Source organism: Staphylococcus hyicus (assembly GCF_000816085.1).
Classification (GTDB): Bacteria; Bacillota; Bacilli; order Staphylococcales; family Staphylococcaceae; genus Staphylococcus; species Staphylococcus hyicus.
The window spans coordinates 2,056,875-2,077,686 of record NZ_CP008747.1; the positions used below are offsets into that span (position 1 = coordinate 2,056,875).

General features: G+C 34.3%; 21 protein-coding genes. 10 read left to right on the forward strand and 11 right to left on the reverse strand.

What is annotated here, in order from left to right; all coding sequences use genetic code 11:
* Positions 1 to 549: 549 nt before the first annotated feature.
* The 4 genes from hpf to fakB1 all read right to left on the reverse strand — a co-directional run bounded on the left by hpf (position 550) and on the right by fakB1 (position 4,169).
* Positions 550 to 1,119, reverse strand: a complete 570-nt coding sequence (gene hpf / locus SHYC_RS09720; RefSeq protein WP_037567877.1) for a ribosome hibernation-promoting factor, HPF/YfiA family — start codon at positions 1,117 to 1,119, stop codon at positions 550 to 552.
* Positions 1,120 to 1,181: 62 nt separating this feature from the next.
* Positions 1,182 to 1,697, reverse strand: a complete 516-nt coding sequence (locus tag SHYC_RS09725) for a ComF family protein (protein WP_231912774.1) — start codon at positions 1,695 to 1,697, stop codon at positions 1,182 to 1,184.
* Positions 1,698 to 1,837: 140 nt separating this feature from the next.
* Positions 1,838 to 3,127 (reverse strand): DEAD/DEAH box helicase family protein, encoded by a 1,290-nt coding sequence (locus tag SHYC_RS09730; RefSeq protein WP_052257848.1) that lies wholly within the window; start codon positions 3,125 to 3,127, stop codon positions 1,838 to 1,840.
* Positions 3,128 to 3,305: 178 nt separating this feature from the next.
* Positions 3,306 to 4,169 carry a fatty acid kinase binding subunit FakB1 gene (fakB1, locus tag SHYC_RS09735; RefSeq protein WP_039646711.1) on the reverse strand — a complete coding sequence of 288 codons (864 nt, stop codon included), beginning with the start codon at positions 4,167 to 4,169 and terminating at the stop codon, positions 3,306 to 3,308.
* A 417-nt stretch (positions 4,170 to 4,586) separates the two neighbouring features.
* On the opposite strand from fakB1, the gene SHYC_RS09740 reads away from it, so the two are divergent.
* Entirely contained in the window at positions 4,587 to 5,225 is a 639-nt protein-coding gene (locus SHYC_RS09740) for a YigZ family protein (protein ID WP_039646712.1), read from the forward strand.
* 35 nt (positions 5,226 to 5,260) lie between these two features.
* Here the strand turns inward: SHYC_RS09740 and SHYC_RS09745 are convergent, their stop codons facing one another.
* Complete coding sequence (locus tag SHYC_RS09745) at positions 5,261 to 6,307, reverse strand: glycosyltransferase family 4 protein (protein ID WP_039646714.1); 1,047 nt, start codon at positions 6,305 to 6,307, stop codon at positions 5,261 to 5,263.
* Between the two features lie 519 nt (positions 6,308 to 6,826).
* Between SHYC_RS09745 and SHYC_RS09750 the strand changes: the two genes are divergently transcribed.
* The 6 genes from SHYC_RS09750 to pepT all read left to right on the forward strand — a co-directional run bounded on the left by SHYC_RS09750 (position 6,827) and on the right by pepT (position 12,499).
* Entirely contained in the window at positions 6,827 to 7,993 is a 1,167-nt protein-coding gene (locus tag SHYC_RS09750) for a C47 family peptidase (protein WP_039646716.1), read from the forward strand.
* Between the two features lie 29 nt (positions 7,994 to 8,022).
* Positions 8,023 to 8,343: a staphostatin A gene (locus SHYC_RS09755; RefSeq protein ID WP_039646719.1), complete on the forward strand. Its 321-nt coding sequence runs from the start codon at positions 8,023 to 8,025 to the stop codon at positions 8,341 to 8,343.
* A gap of 393 nt (positions 8,344 to 8,736) precedes the next feature.
* Positions 8,737 to 9,807 (forward strand): GGDEF domain-containing protein GdpS, encoded by a 1,071-nt coding sequence (gene gdpS / locus SHYC_RS09760; RefSeq protein ID WP_039646721.1) that lies wholly within the window; start codon positions 8,737 to 8,739, stop codon positions 9,805 to 9,807.
* 172 nt (positions 9,808 to 9,979) lie between these two features.
* The gene (locus tag SHYC_RS09765) at positions 9,980 to 10,741 is read left to right on the forward strand and encodes a threonine/serine exporter family protein (protein WP_039646722.1); all 762 of its coding nucleotides are present in this window, start codon (positions 9,980 to 9,982) and stop codon (positions 10,739 to 10,741) included.
* Between the two features lie 15 nt (positions 10,742 to 10,756).
* Positions 10,757 to 11,260: a threonine/serine exporter family protein gene (locus SHYC_RS09770; RefSeq protein WP_107632633.1), complete on the forward strand. Its 504-nt coding sequence runs from the start codon at positions 10,757 to 10,759 to the stop codon at positions 11,258 to 11,260.
* Between the two features lie 12 nt (positions 11,261 to 11,272).
* Positions 11,273 to 12,499, forward strand: coding sequence for a peptidase T (gene pepT, locus SHYC_RS09775; protein WP_039646723.1), 1,227 nt, complete (start codon positions 11,273 to 11,275; stop codon positions 12,497 to 12,499).
* 53 nt (positions 12,500 to 12,552) lie between these two features.
* On the opposite strand, the gene SHYC_RS09780 is transcribed toward pepT, so the two are convergent.
* From SHYC_RS09780 to SHYC_RS09790, 3 genes are all read right to left on the reverse strand, one after another.
* On the reverse strand, positions 12,553 to 13,665 hold the full coding sequence (locus tag SHYC_RS09780) for a glycerate kinase (protein WP_039646725.1): 1,113 nt from the start codon (positions 13,663 to 13,665) through the stop codon (positions 12,553 to 12,555).
* Positions 13,666 to 13,783: 118 nt separating this feature from the next.
* Positions 13,784 to 14,101, reverse strand: coding sequence for a bacillithiol system redox-active protein YtxJ (ytxJ, locus tag SHYC_RS09785; protein ID WP_039646727.1), 318 nt, complete (start codon positions 14,099 to 14,101; stop codon positions 13,784 to 13,786).
* A gap of 141 nt (positions 14,102 to 14,242) precedes the next feature.
* Complete coding sequence (locus tag SHYC_RS09790; RefSeq protein WP_039646729.1) at positions 14,243 to 15,139, reverse strand: EMYY motif lipoprotein; 897 nt, start codon at positions 15,137 to 15,139, stop codon at positions 14,243 to 14,245.
* Positions 15,140 to 15,236: 97 nt separating this feature from the next.
* Here SHYC_RS09790 and SHYC_RS09795 point away from each other — a divergent pair, with 97 nt between their 5' ends.
* The 3 genes from SHYC_RS09795 (at position 15,237) to SHYC_RS09805 (ending at position 17,085) form a co-directional block, all read left to right on the forward strand.
* The gene (locus SHYC_RS09795) at positions 15,237 to 15,758 is read left to right on the forward strand and encodes a GrpB family protein (RefSeq protein ID WP_039646730.1); all 522 of its coding nucleotides are present in this window, start codon (positions 15,237 to 15,239) and stop codon (positions 15,756 to 15,758) included.
* A 72-nt stretch (positions 15,759 to 15,830) separates the two neighbouring features.
* Positions 15,831 to 16,757 carry a UDP-N-acetylmuramate dehydrogenase gene (gene murB / locus SHYC_RS09800; protein WP_371664994.1) on the forward strand — a complete coding sequence of 309 codons (927 nt, stop codon included), beginning with the start codon at positions 15,831 to 15,833 and terminating at the stop codon, positions 16,755 to 16,757.
* A 13-nt stretch (positions 16,758 to 16,770) separates the two neighbouring features.
* Positions 16,771 to 17,085 carry a CHY zinc finger protein gene (locus SHYC_RS09805; RefSeq protein WP_039646732.1) on the forward strand — a complete coding sequence of 105 codons (315 nt, stop codon included), beginning with the start codon at positions 16,771 to 16,773 and terminating at the stop codon, positions 17,083 to 17,085.
* A gap of 58 nt (positions 17,086 to 17,143) precedes the next feature.
* Here SHYC_RS09805 and nrdF read toward each other — a convergent pair whose 3' ends face one another.
* The 3 genes from nrdF to nrdI all read right to left on the reverse strand — a co-directional run bounded on the left by nrdF (position 17,144) and on the right by nrdI (position 20,794).
* Positions 17,144 to 18,115 carry a class 1b ribonucleoside-diphosphate reductase subunit beta gene (nrdF, locus tag SHYC_RS09810; RefSeq protein WP_039646734.1) on the reverse strand — a complete coding sequence of 324 codons (972 nt, stop codon included), beginning with the start codon at positions 18,113 to 18,115 and terminating at the stop codon, positions 17,144 to 17,146.
* Between the two features lie 212 nt (positions 18,116 to 18,327).
* Positions 18,328 to 20,433 (reverse strand): class 1b ribonucleoside-diphosphate reductase subunit alpha, encoded by a 2,106-nt coding sequence (gene nrdE, locus SHYC_RS09815; protein ID WP_039646736.1) that lies wholly within the window; start codon positions 20,431 to 20,433, stop codon positions 18,328 to 18,330.
* Complete coding sequence (gene nrdI / locus SHYC_RS09820) at positions 20,405 to 20,794, reverse strand: class Ib ribonucleoside-diphosphate reductase assembly flavoprotein NrdI (protein WP_039646739.1); 390 nt, start codon at positions 20,792 to 20,794, stop codon at positions 20,405 to 20,407. Before nrdI ends, nrdE begins: the two co-directional genes overlap by 29 nt.
* Between the last annotated feature and the right edge of the window lie 18 nt (positions 20,795 to 20,812).

A 20,812-nucleotide genomic window follows, 5' to 3' on the forward strand; every position in this document is an offset into this window, starting at 1 on the left:
CCTTTAGCAATAAACTCTATCGCTTACAACAACACATCATATCATTTTTAGGTATAAATTTATACTCATATACTTATGTCTTAAGAAAATACTAATATTAATACGCTTTCTTTGTGCAACTATGAAATAATAGCCGTACATTTTCTTGTATCATACAGAAAACCAATTCGTGATACTATAAAAACGTCACGTGTTTTAGCTTATTTTCATTTAAGTGAGTCAATTATAAATTTGGGAGATGAGTAAAAACCTACCAAAATTGCCATAAAGACATACGCAATGATTTATATTTTTTAAATTACACTCTTTTATAGCAATTAGCAGCATCACAACTTTCACTAATCCAATAGCATTTAAGTTGTACATAAAAAGGTTTATATCAACGATTAAATAGATATAACACTTTAACGTGAGAGGCGTTATGATGTGATCAACGTGTTGGTAAACGTACATAGTTTTACCTATGTACTTATAATGAACTAAAGGACTAGAACATTCATATGATGTCCCAGTCCCATAAGGCAAACAACTTTTATATAATTAAATCAATTACTCTAATGATTCTGTTTCAATCAAACCATATTTACCGTCTTTTCGGCGATAAACAATGCTTGTTCCTTCTGTATCTCTATCGTGGAATACGAAGAAATCATGGCCTAATAAATTCATTTGAAGCACTGCTTCTTCAGAATCCATCGGCTTTAAACCGAAAGTTTTAGAACGAATGATTTCGATTTCAGAATCACTTGATTCATTATCGATGTCTGGTGTTGTTGCTTCAGCATCTACAAAAATATCTTGTTCATTTCCACGGTCACGATTTTTACGGTTAACACGTGTTTTATATTTACGAACTTGACGTTCTAATTTATTCGTAATTAAATCGATGCCTGCATATAAATCATCATGACGCTCTTCCGCTCTTAAAGTAACATTTTTCAACGGAATTGTTACTTCAATTTTCGTACCTGAGTTTTGGTAAGTTTTCACTTTAACGTGTGCAGTTGCATTGGGTACGTTTGTGAAATATCTTTCTAATTTACCAATTTTGTCCTCAATATAATTGCGAATCGCATCTGTGATTGTGAGGTTGTCTCCATGAATCTCAAAGTTAATCATAGTGCTCGCTCCTTTCAACCTCTTGTTATTGTATTTCTTACTTATATTTTACCATGTTTGCGCTAACGTGCAAACGTTAACATACTCAATTTTCTGACTTTTCGTTGAAACAGCTTAACCGCAACGTTATGCGCTGTTCGGCCTGTTGTGTAAATATCATCTACAAGTAAAATACGTTTATTTTCGAGGTTTATATCACTTCGGACATCGATGTTATTTTTTAAAGCCATTCGCTCTTTTAACGTTAATTGATATTGTTTCGGCCGTCCGTGCATCGTTAAGCAATCTTCATAAACTACATTTAATGCTTTTAATATACATTGAACTGGGTTGAACGTTCTTTCAAAATCATTTTGTGCTACAGATGGTACTGGGATAATATAATCATAATGTTTATTGGTAATTGGAATAAATTTCGCTATAACTGGAGCAAGCGCAACATCACCTTGAAATTTAAACTGATGAAAAAGGGTTTTGTAGAACCCCTCATAATGAAAACATGCTTCTATTGAATCAAATTTGTGTACATATTTAAACGTTTTACAATTGAGACAAATCCCATCTTTACATTCAGCCAAACAATAATGACATCTATTTAATCTATCAAATTGGCATTGTTTCAATAAAAATTGGCACGTATTACACATTTGATGGGACGGTTGAAACAAGGAATCTAATGTCAACACTTCATCAAAAGAGGTAAGACAAATGTCACATCTCAATTATCAATCCATCCTTTTTGATAAGCCAATCGATTCATTTTACGAATGCTTCTACGGGCTTTATACATCTCTAATGTCCTCCCTTCATGGTAAAAACGCACTAAACCATCGGGACATTCTTGTTTACGTCCTACTCTACCGGCAATTTGAATCAATGCCGTAGCTGAATAATTTTGGCTGTCCATTACCCATACATCTAGAAATGCCATTGTAAACCCCCGCTCTAATATTGTTGTCGTTAAAACAATTTGGAAGAAGCCCGCTCTAAGTTGTTGTACCTTTTTTAAACGGTCGCTATCTTCACTATAAACAAAACACATATTTGTAAATGACGATTGATATGTGTTATAAAACTGTTTCATATTTTCAATATTGCTAAAGAACAATAATGTCGTTCGATGGCGATTTACCTGCTTTCTTAATTCTGATACTAGGCGCTTTTGTATTCGTAAGTATTTCATTTTAAAATAACGAAACTCAGGCACAACTAAAGGGTGCCGATGAAAGCGCGCAGGCAATGTAATGATTTGGTTTGTGTCAAATGTGCGAAGGAGTGCCTTCGGTGGTGTCGCTGTCATATAAATACACGCATAGGATGCGTGTGCCGCTTGTTTGATAGTCTGCTGTAATCCCTTATCCATAGAAAGTGGAAATGCATCCACCTCATCCACAAAAATAACATCAAAATGATTTTTAAATCGATACAATTGATGAACTGTGGCGACAACAAAATGCCCATTGAATGATTGTTTACTTGCTTGATGTAAAATATCTATATCTTCATGGGTAAAGGTTTGGCATATGCGTTGACTGACTTCAATAACAACATCTACACGGGGTGAAACTATCGCAACATTGTCCCCTTTTTGCCGTGCCAGTGAGATTGCTTCAAACATCATCTCAGTCTTTCCTGCACCTGTCACTGCATGTAAAAGTAAATGCTGCTTTTGCTGTATCGCTGTTACGATTTTTTGAGATGCATAAGTTTGTTGTTCCGATAACATAAAAGGTAAATGATAATACCCATCGCTCTGCATTCTTTTTGATTTAGTAATAAAGACATGTCGAAGCGTATCCATTCTTCCCATAGTAATACAATGTCGACAATAAATGATATCGTCCTTGAAATAAGGACTTTGATAACGATAAAAATGATACGTTTTAGTTGTCCGACATTGTATGCATTGGTACCCCTGTGAAGTACGAACTACACCACGTGTTGATTGTGCAATCACCTCATCTGTCAAAGTTTCTGGCTGCCTCACTAATTGACCATAACGTTTCAATACACTCCCCCTTTCACTTATATACTCGTTTCATGGCGGATGATTACTTTCACAATTTTTATTTTCATGATGACATAGATAAAACAGTATGGTCCATTTATAATTCCAAATTTAAGACATAAAAAAACAGCAACACATTTAATGTGTTACTGCTTCGTAGCATAATAAGCATTGACACTTATGTTAACTGAATATGACGATTTACAACACCTATACCGAATCCACCCAATCCTAAATGAGAAGAGATAACCGGTCCAAATTCAGAGAAAATAATATTCTTTTCTGGGTATTTTGCTTTCAAATCATTTAATACACGGTGAGATTCCTCTTTATTATCCCCACCGATAATCACAATCGTAGACGTTTCATATTGATCAGACATTTCGATTGCTTTTTCTTCTATTAATTTAAGTGCTTTCTTTTTAGTGCGCACTTTTTCATATGGCACAATTAAACCATCATCAAAAGTCAAAACGGGTTTCATTTTTAACAAATTACCAATCCAAGCTTGTGCACCTGTAATACGACCACTTTTACTTAAATTTTTCAAATCATCCACTACGAGATATGCACCAGTATGTTGACGCATATCTTCTAAGTCTTCTAAAATCTCATCTATGTTCTTTCCATCTTTTATAAGATCAATGGCTCTAATGACTAGACTACCTTCAACAAGGCATGCGATTTTTGAATCCACCGGGTGAACATTAATTCCCTCAACCATGGCAGAAGCTTGAACAGATGTTTGATATGCGCCACTAATACCACTTGATAAATGAACCGTGATAACATCTGTATAGCCTTCAGCTTTATACGCCTCAAATGCATGAACCATTTCACCAATTGCCGGTTGACTCGTTGTCGGTATTGTATTGGATTGCGCTAATATTGAATAAAATTCTTCTGAAGTCATCGTCTCATTTTCTTTATGATTTTCTCCATTTTCTAACGTAATACTTAAAGGTACTACGCGGATATTATTTTCTTTTAAATATTGTTGAGGAATATAACTTGTTGAATCTGTCATGACAGCTATTTTCATTTTTCCTGGTCCTCCTAAATTTTGAACAAAATTCATCTTTATATCTTAATAGAGATCAAGCAAAATCTATTTACCTTTGATTTTACTTAATCTGCCGACGATTGAATGTCACTATCGCGTTTAATGATTATATGTGTGAATCCTTACTTTCAATTCAAACGTTTCTTTCAAAAGAACGAATTTAACGAAAATGCGACACGCCTGTATCATATTCTTTATTACCACCCGGATTGTCCCTTGATTTGCAACATGAAATATCGTTAGCGTCATCGCCTCGTACGTTTTAAAATTTTATTAATACTATCATACAATCTTTTATATCAAATTTCAGTCAAATATGCTATCGAATTTTTTCAAGTTAACCTATAAAATATTGTATAATCTTAATACATACTTTAGAAGATTGGGGATAGGCGTGTGAAAGATAACATCATCACTATAAAAAACGAACATATCATCGAAAATGTAATCAATAAGTCACGGTTTATTGCGCATATTAGGCCAGTTCAATCTGAAGAAGAGGCGAAAGCGTTTATAGACGCTAAGAAAAAAGAACACAGGGAAGCTACGCATAATTGTTCCGCATATACGATTGGAGATACAATGCACATCCAAAAAGCGAATGATGATGGTGAACCAAGTGGAACTGCTGGTGTACCGATGTTAGAAATGCTAAAAAAGCATGACGTACATAATGTAGCTGTCGTGGTTACACGTTATTTTGGTGGCATAAAGCTAGGGACAGGTGGTTTAATTCGCGCATACGGTGGTGCTGTAAGAGATGTGATTCAATCCGCAGGTCGTGTTGAATTAAAACTTGCCATTCCATGTCATGTTACGATTGCTTATGATCTTACGGGAAAATTTGAATACGAACTACAATCTACTTCATTTTATTTGAGAGATACCACATATACGGACAAAGTTACGTATCAAATTGATGTCATAGAAGCTGAACGTGCGTCGTTTATTAATTTTTTAAACCAACATACGCAAGGTCAATTTGATTTAATTGAAGCTGACGTCAAGCCTTTAGCTTTCGATATTGAAACATAAAAAAGCGCCTGTTACGCCAAAACGTAACAGGTGTTTTATTTTGTGTGTCGTCGCGCTATTAAGTTTAGTAACGGTCTATAATCATCATCAATAAGTCCTGTAAATTCGACAATCAGTTCAATGGTCACAATAATAAGTATAATTGTTAAAAAGACCCCCCATGGCTGAGATAAATATAAAATTATACTTACAACACTAAACATGATGGCCATCGCATAAATTAAAATCACCGTTTGTCTATGCGTATATCCTAAGTCTAGCAATTTATGATGGAGATGTGATTTATCTGCTTGCATAATATGCTGTCCTTGCTTCACTCTACGTATCATCGCAAATAACGTATCAATAAAAGGTACCGCTAAAATTACGATTGGGAAGAATAATGAGATAAAAGTAATATTCTTAAATCCTAATAAGGACAAAAAGCCAATAATAAAACCAAGTAAAAGTGCCCCACTGTCACCAAGGAAAATTTTAGCGGGATGAAAATTAAATACAAGAAACCCTAAAAGTGAACCAATAAGCACACTACATATCATAATAATAAAAATGTTTCCTTGTAAGATTGCGATAAATGCGATGGTCACAAGTGCGATCATAGAAACACCCGCAGCCAATCCGTCTAATCCATCAATTAAATTAATCGCATTAGTAATTGCTACAATCCAAAAGATTGTGATGGGAATACTAAACAAACCAAAATGTATCGTTGGCCCAATAGGAATAGATATGAAATCAATGGTCACACCATAATAAACGACAATGGTAGCTGCAACAATTTGTCCAGTTAATTTTAGAATAGGTTTCAAATCATATAAATCATCTATAAGACCCACTAAATAAATGACAATCGCACCAAGTAATAGCGGTTTAATTTCACGTTCTATAGGCGCACCAAGCCAAATACCAATAAAAAAAGATAGTAATATTGCTGAGCCACCTAACATAGAAATAGGTTTCGTATGTATTTTCCTGAAATTAGGTCGATCAACGATATCTAATTTTTTGGAAACTGCTATTACTATAGGTGTTAAGATCAAACTGACAATCATTGAAAAAACTATCAACGTAAGAGTATACATCCGTTCACCTACATATTTCAAAATAATTTATTTGTTATATTTTACTTTTTATTATTAAAAACAACTGTTTCATCTAATCAATATGATTATATATTAACACGAATTGCCCTGTAAGACATCACTGTTCAATTTAAACTTAAACATATATTCACTTTTAAGTACGATTGAAGTATTGATGATATTGAATCTTTTAAAAATGTACGTATCAACCTTATTCTACTATTTATATTTCAAAAAGGCGTTCAAATTAACATAAACCTAAAGGAATAATCATTATTGATTTCATAATTTTATTTTTAGTAGTCGCAACTCATCACCTATAATGGTTTTCAGTTCCGTCATGATGCTTTTGAAGTGTCAGCAAAAGAAAACATGAACATGAAATTTTACCAGTATTTTCTCCCATCCTTTTCGAATTCTCATTCGAATAAAAAAATATATATTTTATTCGTTAAATTGTTTTTGCATTTTTCCAATAATTTTGTATAATGTAATTATATTAACGAAAGGAGTTTTTATATGAATAAAAATTTATGTAGTTTTGTGTTGTTAAGTTTAGTTTTCACCCTAAGCACGACGTCTGTTGCTCATGCCGAAGCGAATTCACATATAAATACTGCTGATAAACAGCATGTAGAAGTCAATGTCAAGGATAAAGGGATCCCGTCTGAAGTGCAAAATTTAGCACAAAAAGAGTATCTCTCTTATGTCACTTCTCTTGATAAATTAAATAATAAAGAAATATCATCTTATACATTAGGCGAACCCTTCAAAATTTATAAGTTTAATAAAAAAAGTGATGGTAATTATTATTTTCCTGTTTTAGATTCTGCTAGTAAGGTCAAATACATTGTTACAATTTCCCCTAAAACCACAGAAAATCCCAATTTAAAATCCAATTATACAATTAATGTCTCTTCATTTTTATCTAAAACTTTAAATCAATACAATAATCAGCAAATTACCATTTTCACCAATTCTAAAGGTTACTATGTGCTTACTCGAAATCATAAAGCAAAACAAGTTTTAAAAACACCACGTTTAAGTAAAAATAACTTAGACACCTCCGAAGACACGTCTCATGTTGATCAACTGACTCAATTTAAAGAAAAAGCTACTGTCACGAAGCCTACTCAACATTATCAAAATAATCATGCAACTTACCAAAATATGTACGTTAATAAACTCAAAAATTTCAAAATTCGAGAACAACAAGGCAATAACGGTTGGTGCGCAGGTTATACAATGGCTGCATTGTTAAATGCGACATATAACACTGATAAATATTTTGCTGAAGGTGTGATGCGTTATCTGCACCCTGATTTATTTGGTAAAGAATTTCAATTTACTGGATTACGTCCTGAGGAAATGATTAAATACGGAAGAGATCAAGGAAGAGATCCAAAATTAGTAAACAGAATGACCTCATATGATGAAGTAAATAATCTTACGAATCAAAATAAAGGCATTGCTGTTCTTGGAAGACAAATTGAATTAAGGAATGGGTTACATGCTGGACATGCAATGGCTGTAGTCGGAAATGCAAAATTAGAAAATGGCAAAGAAGTTATTTTAATATGGAACCCATGGGATAGAGATTTTATGACACAAGATGCTCAAAGCAGAGTAATACCGGTTTCTAATGGCGACCATTACAATTGGAGCGCTTCTATCTATGGATATTAATAGTTTCATATTAGGAAGGGATTTTGTTAATGGAACATTTTGAAACATTTAATATAAGTAATCATTATCATATTGATGACACCAAAAATTTTCTTCATTTACTTCATGGATCTTGGTATCCCCAAGACACCGATACACAACCAATCAAAATGAATCTCACTTCACTAGATGCGTCTGACTTTATATGTCAAAGCATCGATAGTGTGAATCATAACATTTTACTACACCATAAGGTCAATCCGTCCATTGTTTTGGATATACATGTCGTACATTCTAATCAAATCATACTGAATATTAAGAATGTAGAGGCTTTAGGGATGTCGCCAAAGATGACTTTTGTCAAACAATAACTTTTCTTTATTTCAAAATAACGTTTACCCTCTCACAATTACCCATCTCTTTATGCGTAATCTGAAAAGATGGAGAAGTAATCCATTCACATTGTATTAAATAATTAATAAAGGTCAATAGCATCCAACATCGTTTATGTATTAATGAACTTTGTTGGATGTTTTTTATACATAGGATTGCTATACCCGAGCCCTTAATTACCAATATTGATCACTTGATTCTTAATTAAAATTGTTGATGCGTTTCTAGAAGCATGGCCGTGTATCTTTTATTTGCAGACGTTAATCATCACGGAATGATTTACAATAACTTAATCATTGAATCATTTATTTAATGACAAAATGTAACTTTTCACTTACAATAACATAGGGTTAAGTAAAGGAGTCATAACTATGATTGAAGCCATTATTTATAATATATCGGTATCTATTGCCGGTATCTATTTATTTCATCGTCTTCAATATGCAGAATCACATGATTTTAGGTTTTCCAAAAGTTATATCACTGTGTTGATGACGATTGTTGGATTATTGCTGGCACTTTATCCAGTACCTATTGAAGCATATCACATTCAGCTTTCATTTGTTCCTTTATTATTTTTAGGTCGATATACCAATGCATTTTATACATTTATATCAGCACTACTTATTGCAACAGTCAGCTACTTTGTCCTTGCTACACCGTTAATTTTTGCAATCACACTTCTAATTATCTCTATTGTAGTAAGTACAATTGGGCCGTTTATAAGACAAAATCATATTATCGCAATACAAATATTAAATATCATAACTATTGTCATTTTATGTATCATTGCCATCTTTGTACCAAGTTTTGATATTATCGAAGTCTTTTATTTATTACCTTTATCAATTATTGCAACATTGATAACAGCGCTATTTTATGTTGATTTACATCGTTTCTTCACTTTGATTGATCGATACGATAATGAAAGTAAAATTGACTATTTAACCGGTTTAGGTAATGTAAAAGAATTCGACCGTCATCTCAATGCACTCACGCAACGTGCTGAAGCTAAAAAGCAAAGTCTTGCTTTACTTTTAATCGATATCGATGGCTTTAAAGACGTCAACGATGCACATACGCATGAGGCTGGAGATGCCATTTTGAAGCAAATTTCACATTTATTACAAAATTATGTACCACCAAAACATAAAATATTTAGAAATGGTGGCGAAGAATTTTCTATTGTCATTAAAAATTATTCACTAGATGAATGTGTGAAATTAGCTGAAAATATCCGTAAAGGCGTTGAAAAGTCTAATTTTCATTTACCAAATAAAACTGTCATCAAGTTGTCTGTTTCCATTGGTGTGGGTTATTTAACAAGTGCTGATTATAAATCTCAGCGTAAAGTTTTTAAAGATGCGGATGATATGTTGCATATCGCAAAGAATGAAGGACGAAATAAAGTAATGTTTAATCCAATTATTAAATTAAAATAAAACCATCTTAAGATAAATGTAAACTCCCGAAGCCATCTATGTTAACAGAATGATTCGGGAGTTACGTTAATATGTCTTTAGATGGTTTCATTGTTTCCATCCCAGTCTCTTGCAACATGCGTACATCCCATGTAGACTGGCAATTGATTTAAAAGATAAGGAGGATACACATATGGCAGATTCCTTAACCATTATCGATGAAAATAAAGTCATTGATGTTGTGTTATTAGCCGGAAAGGTTTTATTAGAGAGTGGCGCTGAAACGTACCGCGTAGAAGATACAATGGGTAGAATTGCTGCTAGTTTTGGTCTTGATGATACATATGCTTTTGTCACATCGACAGCAATAATGTTCTCTTTAAATGACCGTACCAATACACGATTAGTGCGTGTGCGTGAAAGAACAACAGACCTCGAAAAAATTGCGATTGCTAATAATGTGTCCCGTAAGATTTCACAAAACCAACTTACTTTGGATCAAGCTAAATCCGAATTGATTCACCTTGAACATGCATCATTACAATATTCATTCATTTTAAAATTTTTATCCGCTGCCATTGCCTCTGGGTTCTTCTTATTTATGTTTGGTGGTGTCGCACATGATTTTATTTATGCTGTGATGGCCGGTGCGGGTGCATTTTTAACATTTGATCTTGTTCAGCGTTATATTCAAATCAAATTTTTCTCAGAATTTATCAGTTCTATGGTCGTCATTACGATAGCCGCCTCATTTACGAAATTAGGTATGACTGTTAATCAAGATATTATAACTATCGCTGGTGTCATGCCTTTAGTCCCTGGTATTTTAATTACCAATGCGATTCGTGACTTAATGGCTGGCGAATTATTAGCAGGTATGTCACGTGGGGTTGAAGCCGCTCTCACTGCCTTTGCAATTGGTGCTGGTGTCGCTGTCGTATTAATCATATTTTAGAAAGGTGTGCGGAAAATGACGTATTTGTTGTATTATGTTGCCCAATTTATTATTAGCTTTATATCCACAATGTTGTTTTCAATTATTTTTAACGCACCTAAAAAGCTACTTGTTGCTGTGGGGTTTGTTGGCGCAATGGGGTGGATTATTTATAAATTCACAATTGACTTAAATTACGGTGCAGTACCTGCCGCCTTTTTAGGGAGTTTTATTTTAGGCGTCATGAGTCATGTGATGAGTCGTCGTTATAAACGTCCTGTCATTATTTTTATCGTTCCGGGCATTATCCCTCTCGTCCCCGGTGGCGCTGCGTATGAAGCAACACGTTTACTCGTTTCTAATGAATATACGAAAGCAGTTAATCAATTTTTAGAAGTAACATTAACATCAGGTGCCATTGCATTTGGTATTTTATGCGCTGAAATCTTTTATTACATTTATACACGTATGAAGCACCACTATGCTAAACTTAAAGGTAAGTCCTATAAAAGAGGCTATCATATGAATAATCGTATCTAAGGGAGTGTTAGCATGAAAGCAAATATCATCGATAGATTAACACGTTATGTCAAAATCAATACACAATCCAACCCTAATAGTGACACAACACCATCGACAGACGCACAATGGGATTTACTACGTTTATTAGAAGATGAACTGAAATCGATGGGGTTAAAAACCGAACTTGATACCCACGGGTATTTATTTGCAACACTCGAAAGTAATACTCAAAAAGATGTACCGACAGTCGGATTTTTAGCACATGTAGATACCTCACCTGATTTTAATGCCAAACATGTAACCCCTCAAATCATAGAAAATTATGATGGTGGTATCATTAATTTAGGGCAATCTGGAAGATCGATTGATCCTAGCGTTTTTCCAGATATGGAAAAAGTTAAGGGTCATACATTAATGACAACCGATGGCACGTCGTTATTAGGTGCCGATGATAAAGCAGGTATTGTAGAAATTATGGAAGCACTTCAATATTTCATTGATCATCCTGAAATAAAGCATGGTCACATTAGAATTGGATTTACACCTGATGAAGAAATTGGCCGCGGGCCCCACAAATTCGACGTCGCACGTTTTAATGCTGATTTTGCCTATACAATGGATGGAAGTCAACTAGGAGAGTTACAATTCGAAAGCTTTAATGCCGCAGAAGCCCAAGTCTTTTTTGAAGGAGTCAATGTACATCCAGGTTCAGCTAAAAATAAAATGGTTAATGCCCTATCGCTTGCGACATCCTTTCATGCTGAATTACCTAAAAATGAAGTGCCCGAACATACTGAAGGCTACGAAGGTTTTTATCATTTGACTGACATGAATGGTACCGTAGAAAAAGCGACGTTACACTATATCATCAGAGATCATGATGGTGAAACGTTTGAAAAGCGTAAGCAAAAACTAATTGCAATACAAAAGGATATTAATACACAATATTACTACGATCCAGTTCGTATTGTTATAAACGACCAATATCGTAATATGGCAGAAAAAATTACACCACATCCTCATATTATCGATATTCCTAGACGTGTATACAAACAGTTAAATATTACACCGAATTCTGATCCTATACGTGGTGGCACTGATGGCTCGCAATTGTCATTCATGGGTCTTCCAACACCTAACTTATTCACAGGTTGTGATCATTTTCATGGTCCATATGAATATGCATCAATTGATGTAATGGCACAAGCTGTAAAAGTCATTATAGGTATCGTTCAAGAAATCGAAAAAGAAGCATAAATTAAACCGACGAAATAAGGCGTTGTCATAACTGCCTAACTTCGTCGGTAATTTTATATGGACGCTTTTAATAGTCGAATAGATTGAATGACATGCGTTCTAAGTTGCACGCCTAGTTTAAAATCTGGGTAAAGTGATGGCATTTCATCAAATAAATTAAACATCGCTGTAATATTTTGTTTTTCATAGCGTTCAAATTTTTCTGAAGTGCCACATATTGCAATCGCAACTTTGTCATATTGACGTGCCAACTCTGCAATGCGCAATGATGATGTATCAATGACTAAATCTCGCTCATTAATGCCTTCACCAAAAATAATTAAGTCTGCTTGTTTCACTAGGGATTCAAGTCCTGTAATTTGATCAACCAATTCATGACTTGTCATTAACTCAGCGTTAAACATTGTCTGAAACACCGCAGCAATTCCACCTCCGGCACCGCCTCGCTCAATATGACCTAACGACAACTTAAGTTCATGTTTTAAAATCTCACTGAAATACCAAATTAAATTATCTATTTCAACCGCTTCATCACGTGATAAATGAAGTGCATTGTAACTTTGTAGGATTGCACTATGTTTACCGTACATTTTACTGTCAAAATCTATAAGAATTTGAAAATGCGTTTGATTTAACCTTTCATGTAATCCACTTGTATCTATGCGGCGGATATGCTTTAGTTGATGCAATCCTTGACGCATATCCACAACTTCACCATCATCATTGTAAAATACAGCACCTAGGGCTTGTAATAAGCCAGCACCACCATCATATGTGTCAGTACCGCCAACTGATATCGCTATCGTCTTAGCTTCTTTACTTAAAGCATGATGAATGACCTCACCCAAGCCATAACTTGTATGATTTAAATAATTCGATGTGCCTTTTAAAAATTGTTCCGCTTGGATCACCGTTAATCCATCTTCCGTCTGACCATATCGAACTTCAACATCATTCATCTCAGCATCATGTGCTTGAATACGATATTGCGTCCCTGATTTCCACATAAATACTGAATTTAATAATTCATGTCGCCCATTAAATAATGGAACTTGTACGATGTCCGCATCTTGGATTTGACTAGCAACCGCTTCTTCAACATAACGATTGGCATCATAACTAGAAAGTATGCCGTTAAATTCATCCATCGCTACGAGTACTCTCATACTTGTCACCTCTTGACATTTTTACTTAATAACCATTATAGCCTTGCTTGATATTTAAATACAAATGAACAGAACGCCTATAGGTTAAACTCTTAACCTATAAGCGCTCTTTATCACTTTACTCAGCTTTCGCTAATGATGAGACAGTGATTTGATCATGATTACCGTGCCAAGTTGCAACACCATCTACAAAATAGAATGCTTGAGGGGATTCATGTTTAACCCCTGTTTTTTCTGCAATATAATTGGATAGTTCGCGTTCTTCTTGAACGATAAGGTAATACCCATCCATATCCCTTTCATAAAGAAATTTATTAAATTGATCCATTGCACGCTCTGATATTGGGCACGTATTACTATGTTTTAATACAAAGATATATGGATTCTGTTGAATGACTTGTTCAAACTGATCAATAGACGTCAGCTTTGTCGCCATACTTTTCACCTCTAAGTTAATTTCTAATTTATTATTTTATTCGCACATCTTGTGTATTTTATCAATGGTATTCATTATACACATAATCTAAGTTATTGTTAACCTTATTTTAAAAAACGGTACTTTCAACTTTAATATAGGTTAGTGTAAATGACTTTCGATTTCATCATTTTTATCATTGTATTTCTTTTCATAATTCTCTAATTCGTCAGGCGTTTTAATGATTTGTTTAATATTCATTTTTGATAAACGTTGACTATATGCTACGCTTTTCGCACGCATTTTATAAAAACTGTCTAATTCATAATACATTTGAATCGCATGTTGACGGGCTTTATTGACGAAAGGGTCATCGATATGAAGTTGATTCAATGATTTGATACTTTGTTCAATGCGAGGAATCACGTCTTTATTTATTTTTTTAAATTGTCCCATTTCATCATTTTCTTCTAATACACCTTCTGCCACGGTCTTTATTTGTGTGTGTTGGTCAATCAGGTATTGCTCAAGTAGATAACTTTCATTTTCACCATTTTGAGAAGTAGTCGACGCCTTTATAAGCGTTTCAACTTTAGCGCGTTGTGCGTCAAACAGTTGCGTATAAGATAAAATACTTTCATTAGATTCAATTAGTTGTAAACACAGCGTGACATAACATTCTGTCTCTTCAAGTGATTTCCCTTTCTTCTCTATCGCCTCCAAATAAGCCGTTTTTAATGCAACCAATTCACGATTCGTTGTCGGAAGTTGTTTTGCTGCTTTTTGATATGCTTTAAATTTGGGTTGTAAAATATGTTTAATAGCCGCTTTTTTATTTTTTATTAATGCTTTATTATCTTCTGTTGCATCAGTACGGTTTATCATCTTTAGCTGAGATAAATCGACCTCTTCAAGTCCATCATAATACGCTTTTTCTTGTTGTTCGACTATTTTCATTTGATTATCAAAAGCAGCTTTTTCTTGTTTTACATTGTGGTCACAACCCACCAACACCAACACTAATAAGAATACAAGTAACCGTAACAGGATATGCTTCATAGCCTCCCTCCTCAAGGATGATTCTCAAATCTTATTTAATTTAAAAATAATGTATGGTATAGTAGTTCAGAATTTATGAATATATAAGGAGTTTATGATGTATCGTCACGTGCAACCATTTATTTCAAAATCGTCTCAAATTCATTATAAAGAACAATATCAAGAATATCGTGATATTTTATTTAATTTATTAGACTCACCCGTTAAAAGTACCCTACATATAGGTGGAACAAAACATTTTAATTACCCTACAGAACCGATATTAGATATTTTAGTAGGTGTCGATAATTTACATGATATTACAGCCTTAGATGAGAAGCGTTTGAATTATGCTGGTTTTTATCGCATTCATCAACCCATGCATAAAAAAGTATTAATGGCTAAATTTAATGATTTAACGGAACTCAAACAAATTGTACGCTTACATATTATTCAACGCCATACAGAAACATTTCATCAATATGAAGCGTTAGAAGCATTATTATCAACAAATACGCATGCCATTTCACAATTCAAATCATTTAAATCACACATTTCGACTTCATTACCGATTCGAGAATATGAAAATCTAAAATATAATTGCTTCAAAAAATTGTTACATCTTAATCAATCAAATTAACGTTACGAGATGACTTTGTACCATCAAAAGCGTTAAAATATAAGTAATGAAATCAAAGAAAGGATGTTATTTTTGGATAACGCTAACATCTTACATCATTTAAAAGAAATCATCCCAGAACATATCATCAAAGTTGATGAACCACTTAAACGCTACACGTATACTAAAACTGGAGGAAATGCGGATTTTTACATTACTCCTCAGAAATATGAAGACGTTCAGGCCGTCGTTAAGTTTGCTTACGAAGCTAAAATCCCCTTAACATATTTAGGCAATGGATCGAATATTATTATTCGTGATGGAGGCATCAGAGGGATTGTCTTAAGTCTTTTAGAACTCAACTATATTGATGCTTCAGATACAACAATAATTGCTGGTAGTGGTGCTGCGATAATTGACGTATCTCGAAAAGCGAGAGATTTAGCTTTAACCGGGCTCGAATTCGCTTGTGGTATTCCTGGTTCAGTAGGAGGCGCGGTCTATATGAATGCCGGGGCTTATGGTGGTGAAATTAAAGATGTCATCGATTATGCACGTGTCATTAATGAAAAAGGTGAGATGATTCAACTCACGCATAACGAGTTGCAACTCGATTACCGCAATAGCATTATTCAACAAGAACATTATGTCGTATTAGAAGCCGCATTTACTTTAGCACCTGGAAATCAAGATGACATCCAACGTGTGATGGATGATTTAACAGAACGTCGGGAATCTAAACAACCATTAGAGCATCCGTCATGTGGTAGTGTTTTTCGTCGTCCCCCAGGTTATTTCGCTGGCAAGCTCATCCAAGATGCTGAACTTCAAGGTCACCGCATCGGCGGCGTCGAAGTCTCTACGAAACATGCTGGATTTATGGTGAATGTCGATCATGGAACTGCAACAGATTATGAAGATTTAATTCACCATGTCCAAAACGTAGTGAAATCAAAATTTGATGTCACATTAGAAAGAGAAGTACGTATCATTGGCGAGAAAATTGATGAACGTCAGTAAAGGAGTTAAAAACATGCCTACGGTTTATGGTCAGGTCATTGATGATGAAACACGTTGTGTCCATTATTCAACGATTCTTGATGTGATTGCGATTAAGTTTAAATGTTGCAACAAATACTATCCTTGTCACAAATGTCATAACGAAGCGGAATCTCACCGCCCTAAACGTTGGAAAGAGCATGAATTTAATGAAAAAGCGATTTTATGTGGTGTATGTAAGCATGAAATGACAATTAATGAGTATATGCTCATTGAAGCATGTCCGAAATGCAATGCACATTTTAATAGTCGCTGTAAGCTACATTATCATCTATATTTCGAAATATAAAAAAGCATATCGTGGTTAATTGTCATCATTGACTTAACCGCGATATGCTTTTTAAATATTATTTATCGTCAAATATAAAATCTTCGTCTTTTAATCCTTCAACATTTAAAGCGAGTACGTAACCATCACCTTTTACCGAGAAAAAGTCATGATTTTTAGTAGATGTATCCAATGCATTCTCAATAATTGGATTGAATTCACGCTCTTCAAAATAAGGCTCAAATCCAAGGTTAGACAATGCTTTATTACCGTTGTATCGTACGTAGTTTAAAACATCTTCCTCAAGACCTAATGGCGCATATAATTCGCGTGTGTACGAGGCTTCGTTTTGGTATAGTTCTTCAAGCAATTTATACATTTCTTGATCCGCTTTTAATTTTTCACTTTCAGAAAGCTCATTGCGTAAATGCTGTGCATCTAGCCCTGTAAAAACACCGTGTATCGATTCATCAAGTAATATCTTACGAATAATTTCACCTGATGTTGTCATACGCCCTTGCCCCGCAAGGTATAAAGGATAATAAAATCCAGAGTAAAATAAGAATGTTTCTAAAAATACACTCGCTACTCTTGCCATATATTGGTCATATACAGAGGCTTCTTCTCCCCATAGTTTATGGTATGTTCCAACAATCTTTTCGGATTTGAATTTTAAATGAGGTTCTTGCAACACCCATTCGTCAAGTAAATAGTTGGTTTCTTTAGATGGTAATAATGTTGTAAAAATGTGCGAATAACTTTTCGCGTGAATTTGCTCCATCATACCCATAAATGCATATACAGCTTTTTTACGTAAGTCTTTTGTATGCAACATAATGAGTGGCATGCCATCATCAGCTTGATGCGTATCTAATCCAGTTAAGCCGGCAAGCGCCTTCTTAAACGCATTTTGTTCATCGTCTGTTAACGTTTTCCAACTTGCAATATCTTTTGACACTTTAAATTCTGTTTCCACCCACATTTGTGCAATATTTTGGCGCCAAAACATATTTGTCATATCTTCTTGAGTATTCCAATTTACAGCTATCATCGCAATTTAGATCTCCTATTCTTAAGTTATTATGGTGAATGAGAGATAATACGCGTACATCTTTCATTTACGTTTAATATTACCTCTCTTCAAGTGAGTCTTATGTTCCCTTCAAACCAACCAACTCATACCCAGCAATTACATATAAGGATTGTACACGTACGATTCTCCAAAATGTATTTTTATCACGAAACGTTTAGAAATCCATTTAATTACACTGAACAGCTTGTACATTCTTCAACACTTAACAATTTGTTACGTGTATAATATAGCGATTTCAAGCCCTTATAATGTGCATACACATAAAGACGTGATAACTCACGCGTGGAAATTTCTGAATTCACGTATAGAATCGTTGAAATTCCTTGGTCTATATGGGTTTGAATTGTTGCAATTAGATCAATCAGTTTCATTTGATCCGTATTGAAAGCTGATTTGTAATACCACATTGTCTGTGGAGATAAAAATGGCATAGGATAAAATGTTTCTGCATTACCATATGTACGACGTTCAATTTGATCAACGATAGGCATAACTGAACTCGTTGCATTTTGGACATAGGAAATACTTTGTGTCGGCGCAATCGCCAAACGATACGCATGATATAAACCATATTGTTCCACTTCTTGTTGAAGTTTCTTCCAATCATCTTTAGTTGGAATTGAATGGTGTTCAAACAACGCTTTTACTTTATCGTATTGTGGTAAATAGTCTTGTGTTGTATATTTTTCAAAATAACGTCCATTTGCATAGTCAGACTTTTCAAAGTCTGCAAATTTTTCTCCGCGTTCTTTAGCGATTTCCATTGAACGCTCTAATGAGTAAAAATTCATCATCATGAAGAAGACATTCGCAAAATCTTTTGCTTCTTCAGATTCATAATTAATTTGATTTTTTGCTAAGAAACCGTGGAGGTTCATAACACCTAAACCTACAGAATGTAATTCGCGGTTCGCTTTTTTGACACCAGGAGCATTTTGGATATTTGCTTCGTCACTTACAAATGTGAGTGCATCCATTCCTGTATGAACAGAATCTCTAAAACAGTTTGATTCCATCACATTTACGATATTTAATGATCCTAAGTTACACGAAATATCACGCTTAATCTCATCTTCAACACCATAATCATTAATAATTGACGTTTCCTGGAGTTGGAAGATTTCTGTACATAAATTACTCATTTTAATTTGGCCTATTTTGGCATTAGGATGTACTTTATTAGCATTGTCTTTAAACATTAAATAAGGATACCCCGACTGCAATTGTGTTTGGGCAATCATATTTAACATTTCACGTGCATCTTTAGATTTTTTCATGATATTAGGATTTTCTACAAGACGATCGTAATATTCATCTATATCAATATCATCTAATGTCACCCCATATTCAGCTTCAACCGTATGAGGTGCAAACATAAAGAAATCTTTCCCCGCTTTAGCGAGTTCAAAAAATTTAGAAGGTACAATTAGCCCTGTAGAAATTGTTGATAAGCGTAAATCTTCATCGGCATTTACTTTTTTAGTATCTAAAAATTCTTCAACATCATAATGAAAAATATTTAAATATACTGCGCCTGCACCTGGACGTTGGCCAAGTTGATCCGCATAGCTAAATCCGCCTTCAAGTGCTTTAGCAACAGGAAGCACCCCTTTAGCTACTCCTTTAATACCTTTGATTGCCTCACCACGCGCACGCAGTTTAGAAAGATTGATGGCAACACCGCCACCGATTTTACTTAGTTGTTTTGCTGTTGAATCTATAAAATTAATTGAATTTAAGCTATCGTCTACTTCTAGTAAAAAGCAAGACACTAGCTCACCGCGACGTGCACGCCCTGCATTTAAGAAGGTCGGTGTCGCAGGCTGATATCGCTGTTCAATCATCGCACGTACAAATTGTTTCGCTAATTCAACTTGTCCATTGGCTAAATAAAGCGACACAATGACAACATGCTGATGATAATTTTCAAGGTATTTTGCTTTATCATTTGTTTTTAATGCATAATCTTTAAAAAACTTACTAGCTGACATATAACTAGCGAATTGAAATGGAATATCATTTGCAAAGGTGATTATTTCATTTAACTTTTCTTCGCTGTAATCTTTAAAAACATTGTAGTAGAAGTTTTGGTCGACTAAAAAATGTAGTCGTTCTATTTCACTATCGAATTTAACCGTTTTATCTTCTATTTCTTCTAAATATACTTCTAAGGCTTGTTGATCTTTTTCTAAATCGAAAAAACCTGTTTCGTTACGTTTTGTGACTTGGTTATTCAATTCGATATGATTATACTGCTTTTGTTCCATAGTCTTCATAAAAATTAACCACCTTCTCCTTAAATTCCTTCGTATCTTGTATACTTCCATGCAATTCAAATTTCATTAACAATGGGACATTATATTCATCTGCAATCGCAATGCCCGCTTTTGCAAAATTTTGCCCCCAATTTCGATTGCCACTAGCGGCAACCCCTTTTAAATTGTCATGGTTTACATTTAAAAATTGTTGTACTGGCTTAGGTACCTCACCAAAGCCAATTGTTCCTGTCACAATAATAAAAGGGTCCTCAATACGTTCTGAGGCACAACTTTCAGTTAATTCCATCGTGTCGGTAAGCTCTGTTCGTTTAATAAAACGTTTTACATTTCCTGTAAAAGAATAAAATACCACTTTCATAGTCAAGGACTTCCTTTC

Excerpts from the sequence above, each read along its gene's own strand:
- hpf (WP_037567877.1), bottom strand. The coding sequence starts at position 1,119 with ATGATTAACTTTGAGATTCATGGAGACAACCTCACAATCACAGATGCG.
- fakB1 (WP_039646711.1), bottom strand. The coding sequence starts at position 4,169 with ATGAAAATAGCTGTCATGACAGATTCAACAAGTTATATTCCTCAACAA.
- SHYC_RS09745 (WP_039646714.1), bottom strand. The coding sequence starts at position 6,307 with ATGTATACTCTTACGTTGATAGTTTTTTCAATGATTGTCAGTTTGATC.
- SHYC_RS09750 (WP_039646716.1), top strand. The coding sequence starts at position 6,827 with ATGAATAAAAATTTATGTAGTTTTGTGTTGTTAAGTTTAGTTTTCACC.
- SHYC_RS09755 (WP_039646719.1), top strand. The coding sequence starts at position 8,023 with ATGGAACATTTTGAAACATTTAATATAAGTAATCATTATCATATTGAT.
- gdpS (WP_039646721.1), top strand. The coding sequence starts at position 8,737 with ATGATTGAAGCCATTATTTATAATATATCGGTATCTATTGCCGGTATC.
- SHYC_RS09765 (WP_039646722.1), top strand. The coding sequence starts at position 9,980 with ATGGCAGATTCCTTAACCATTATCGATGAAAATAAAGTCATTGATGTT.
- SHYC_RS09770 (WP_107632633.1), top strand. The coding sequence starts at position 10,757 with ATGACGTATTTGTTGTATTATGTTGCCCAATTTATTATTAGCTTTATA.
- pepT (WP_039646723.1), top strand. The coding sequence starts at position 11,273 with ATGAAAGCAAATATCATCGATAGATTAACACGTTATGTCAAAATCAAT.
- SHYC_RS09780 (WP_039646725.1), bottom strand. The coding sequence starts at position 13,665 with ATGAGAGTACTCGTAGCGATGGATGAATTTAACGGCATACTTTCTAGT.
- ytxJ (WP_039646727.1), bottom strand. The coding sequence starts at position 14,101 with ATGGCGACAAAGCTGACGTCTATTGATCAGTTTGAACAAGTCATTCAA.
- SHYC_RS09790 (WP_039646729.1), bottom strand. The coding sequence starts at position 15,139 with ATGAAGCATATCCTGTTACGGTTACTTGTATTCTTATTAGTGTTGGTG.
- SHYC_RS09795 (WP_039646730.1), top strand. The coding sequence starts at position 15,237 with ATGTATCGTCACGTGCAACCATTTATTTCAAAATCGTCTCAAATTCAT.
- SHYC_RS09805 (WP_039646732.1), top strand. The coding sequence starts at position 16,771 with ATGCCTACGGTTTATGGTCAGGTCATTGATGATGAAACACGTTGTGTC.
- nrdF (WP_039646734.1), bottom strand. The coding sequence starts at position 18,115 with ATGATAGCTGTAAATTGGAATACTCAAGAAGATATGACAAATATGTTT.
- nrdE (WP_039646736.1), bottom strand. The coding sequence starts at position 20,433 with ATGAAGACTATGGAACAAAAGCAGTATAATCATATCGAATTGAATAAC.
- nrdI (WP_039646739.1), bottom strand. The coding sequence starts at position 20,794 with ATGAAAGTGGTATTTTATTCTTTTACAGGAAATGTAAAACGTTTTATT.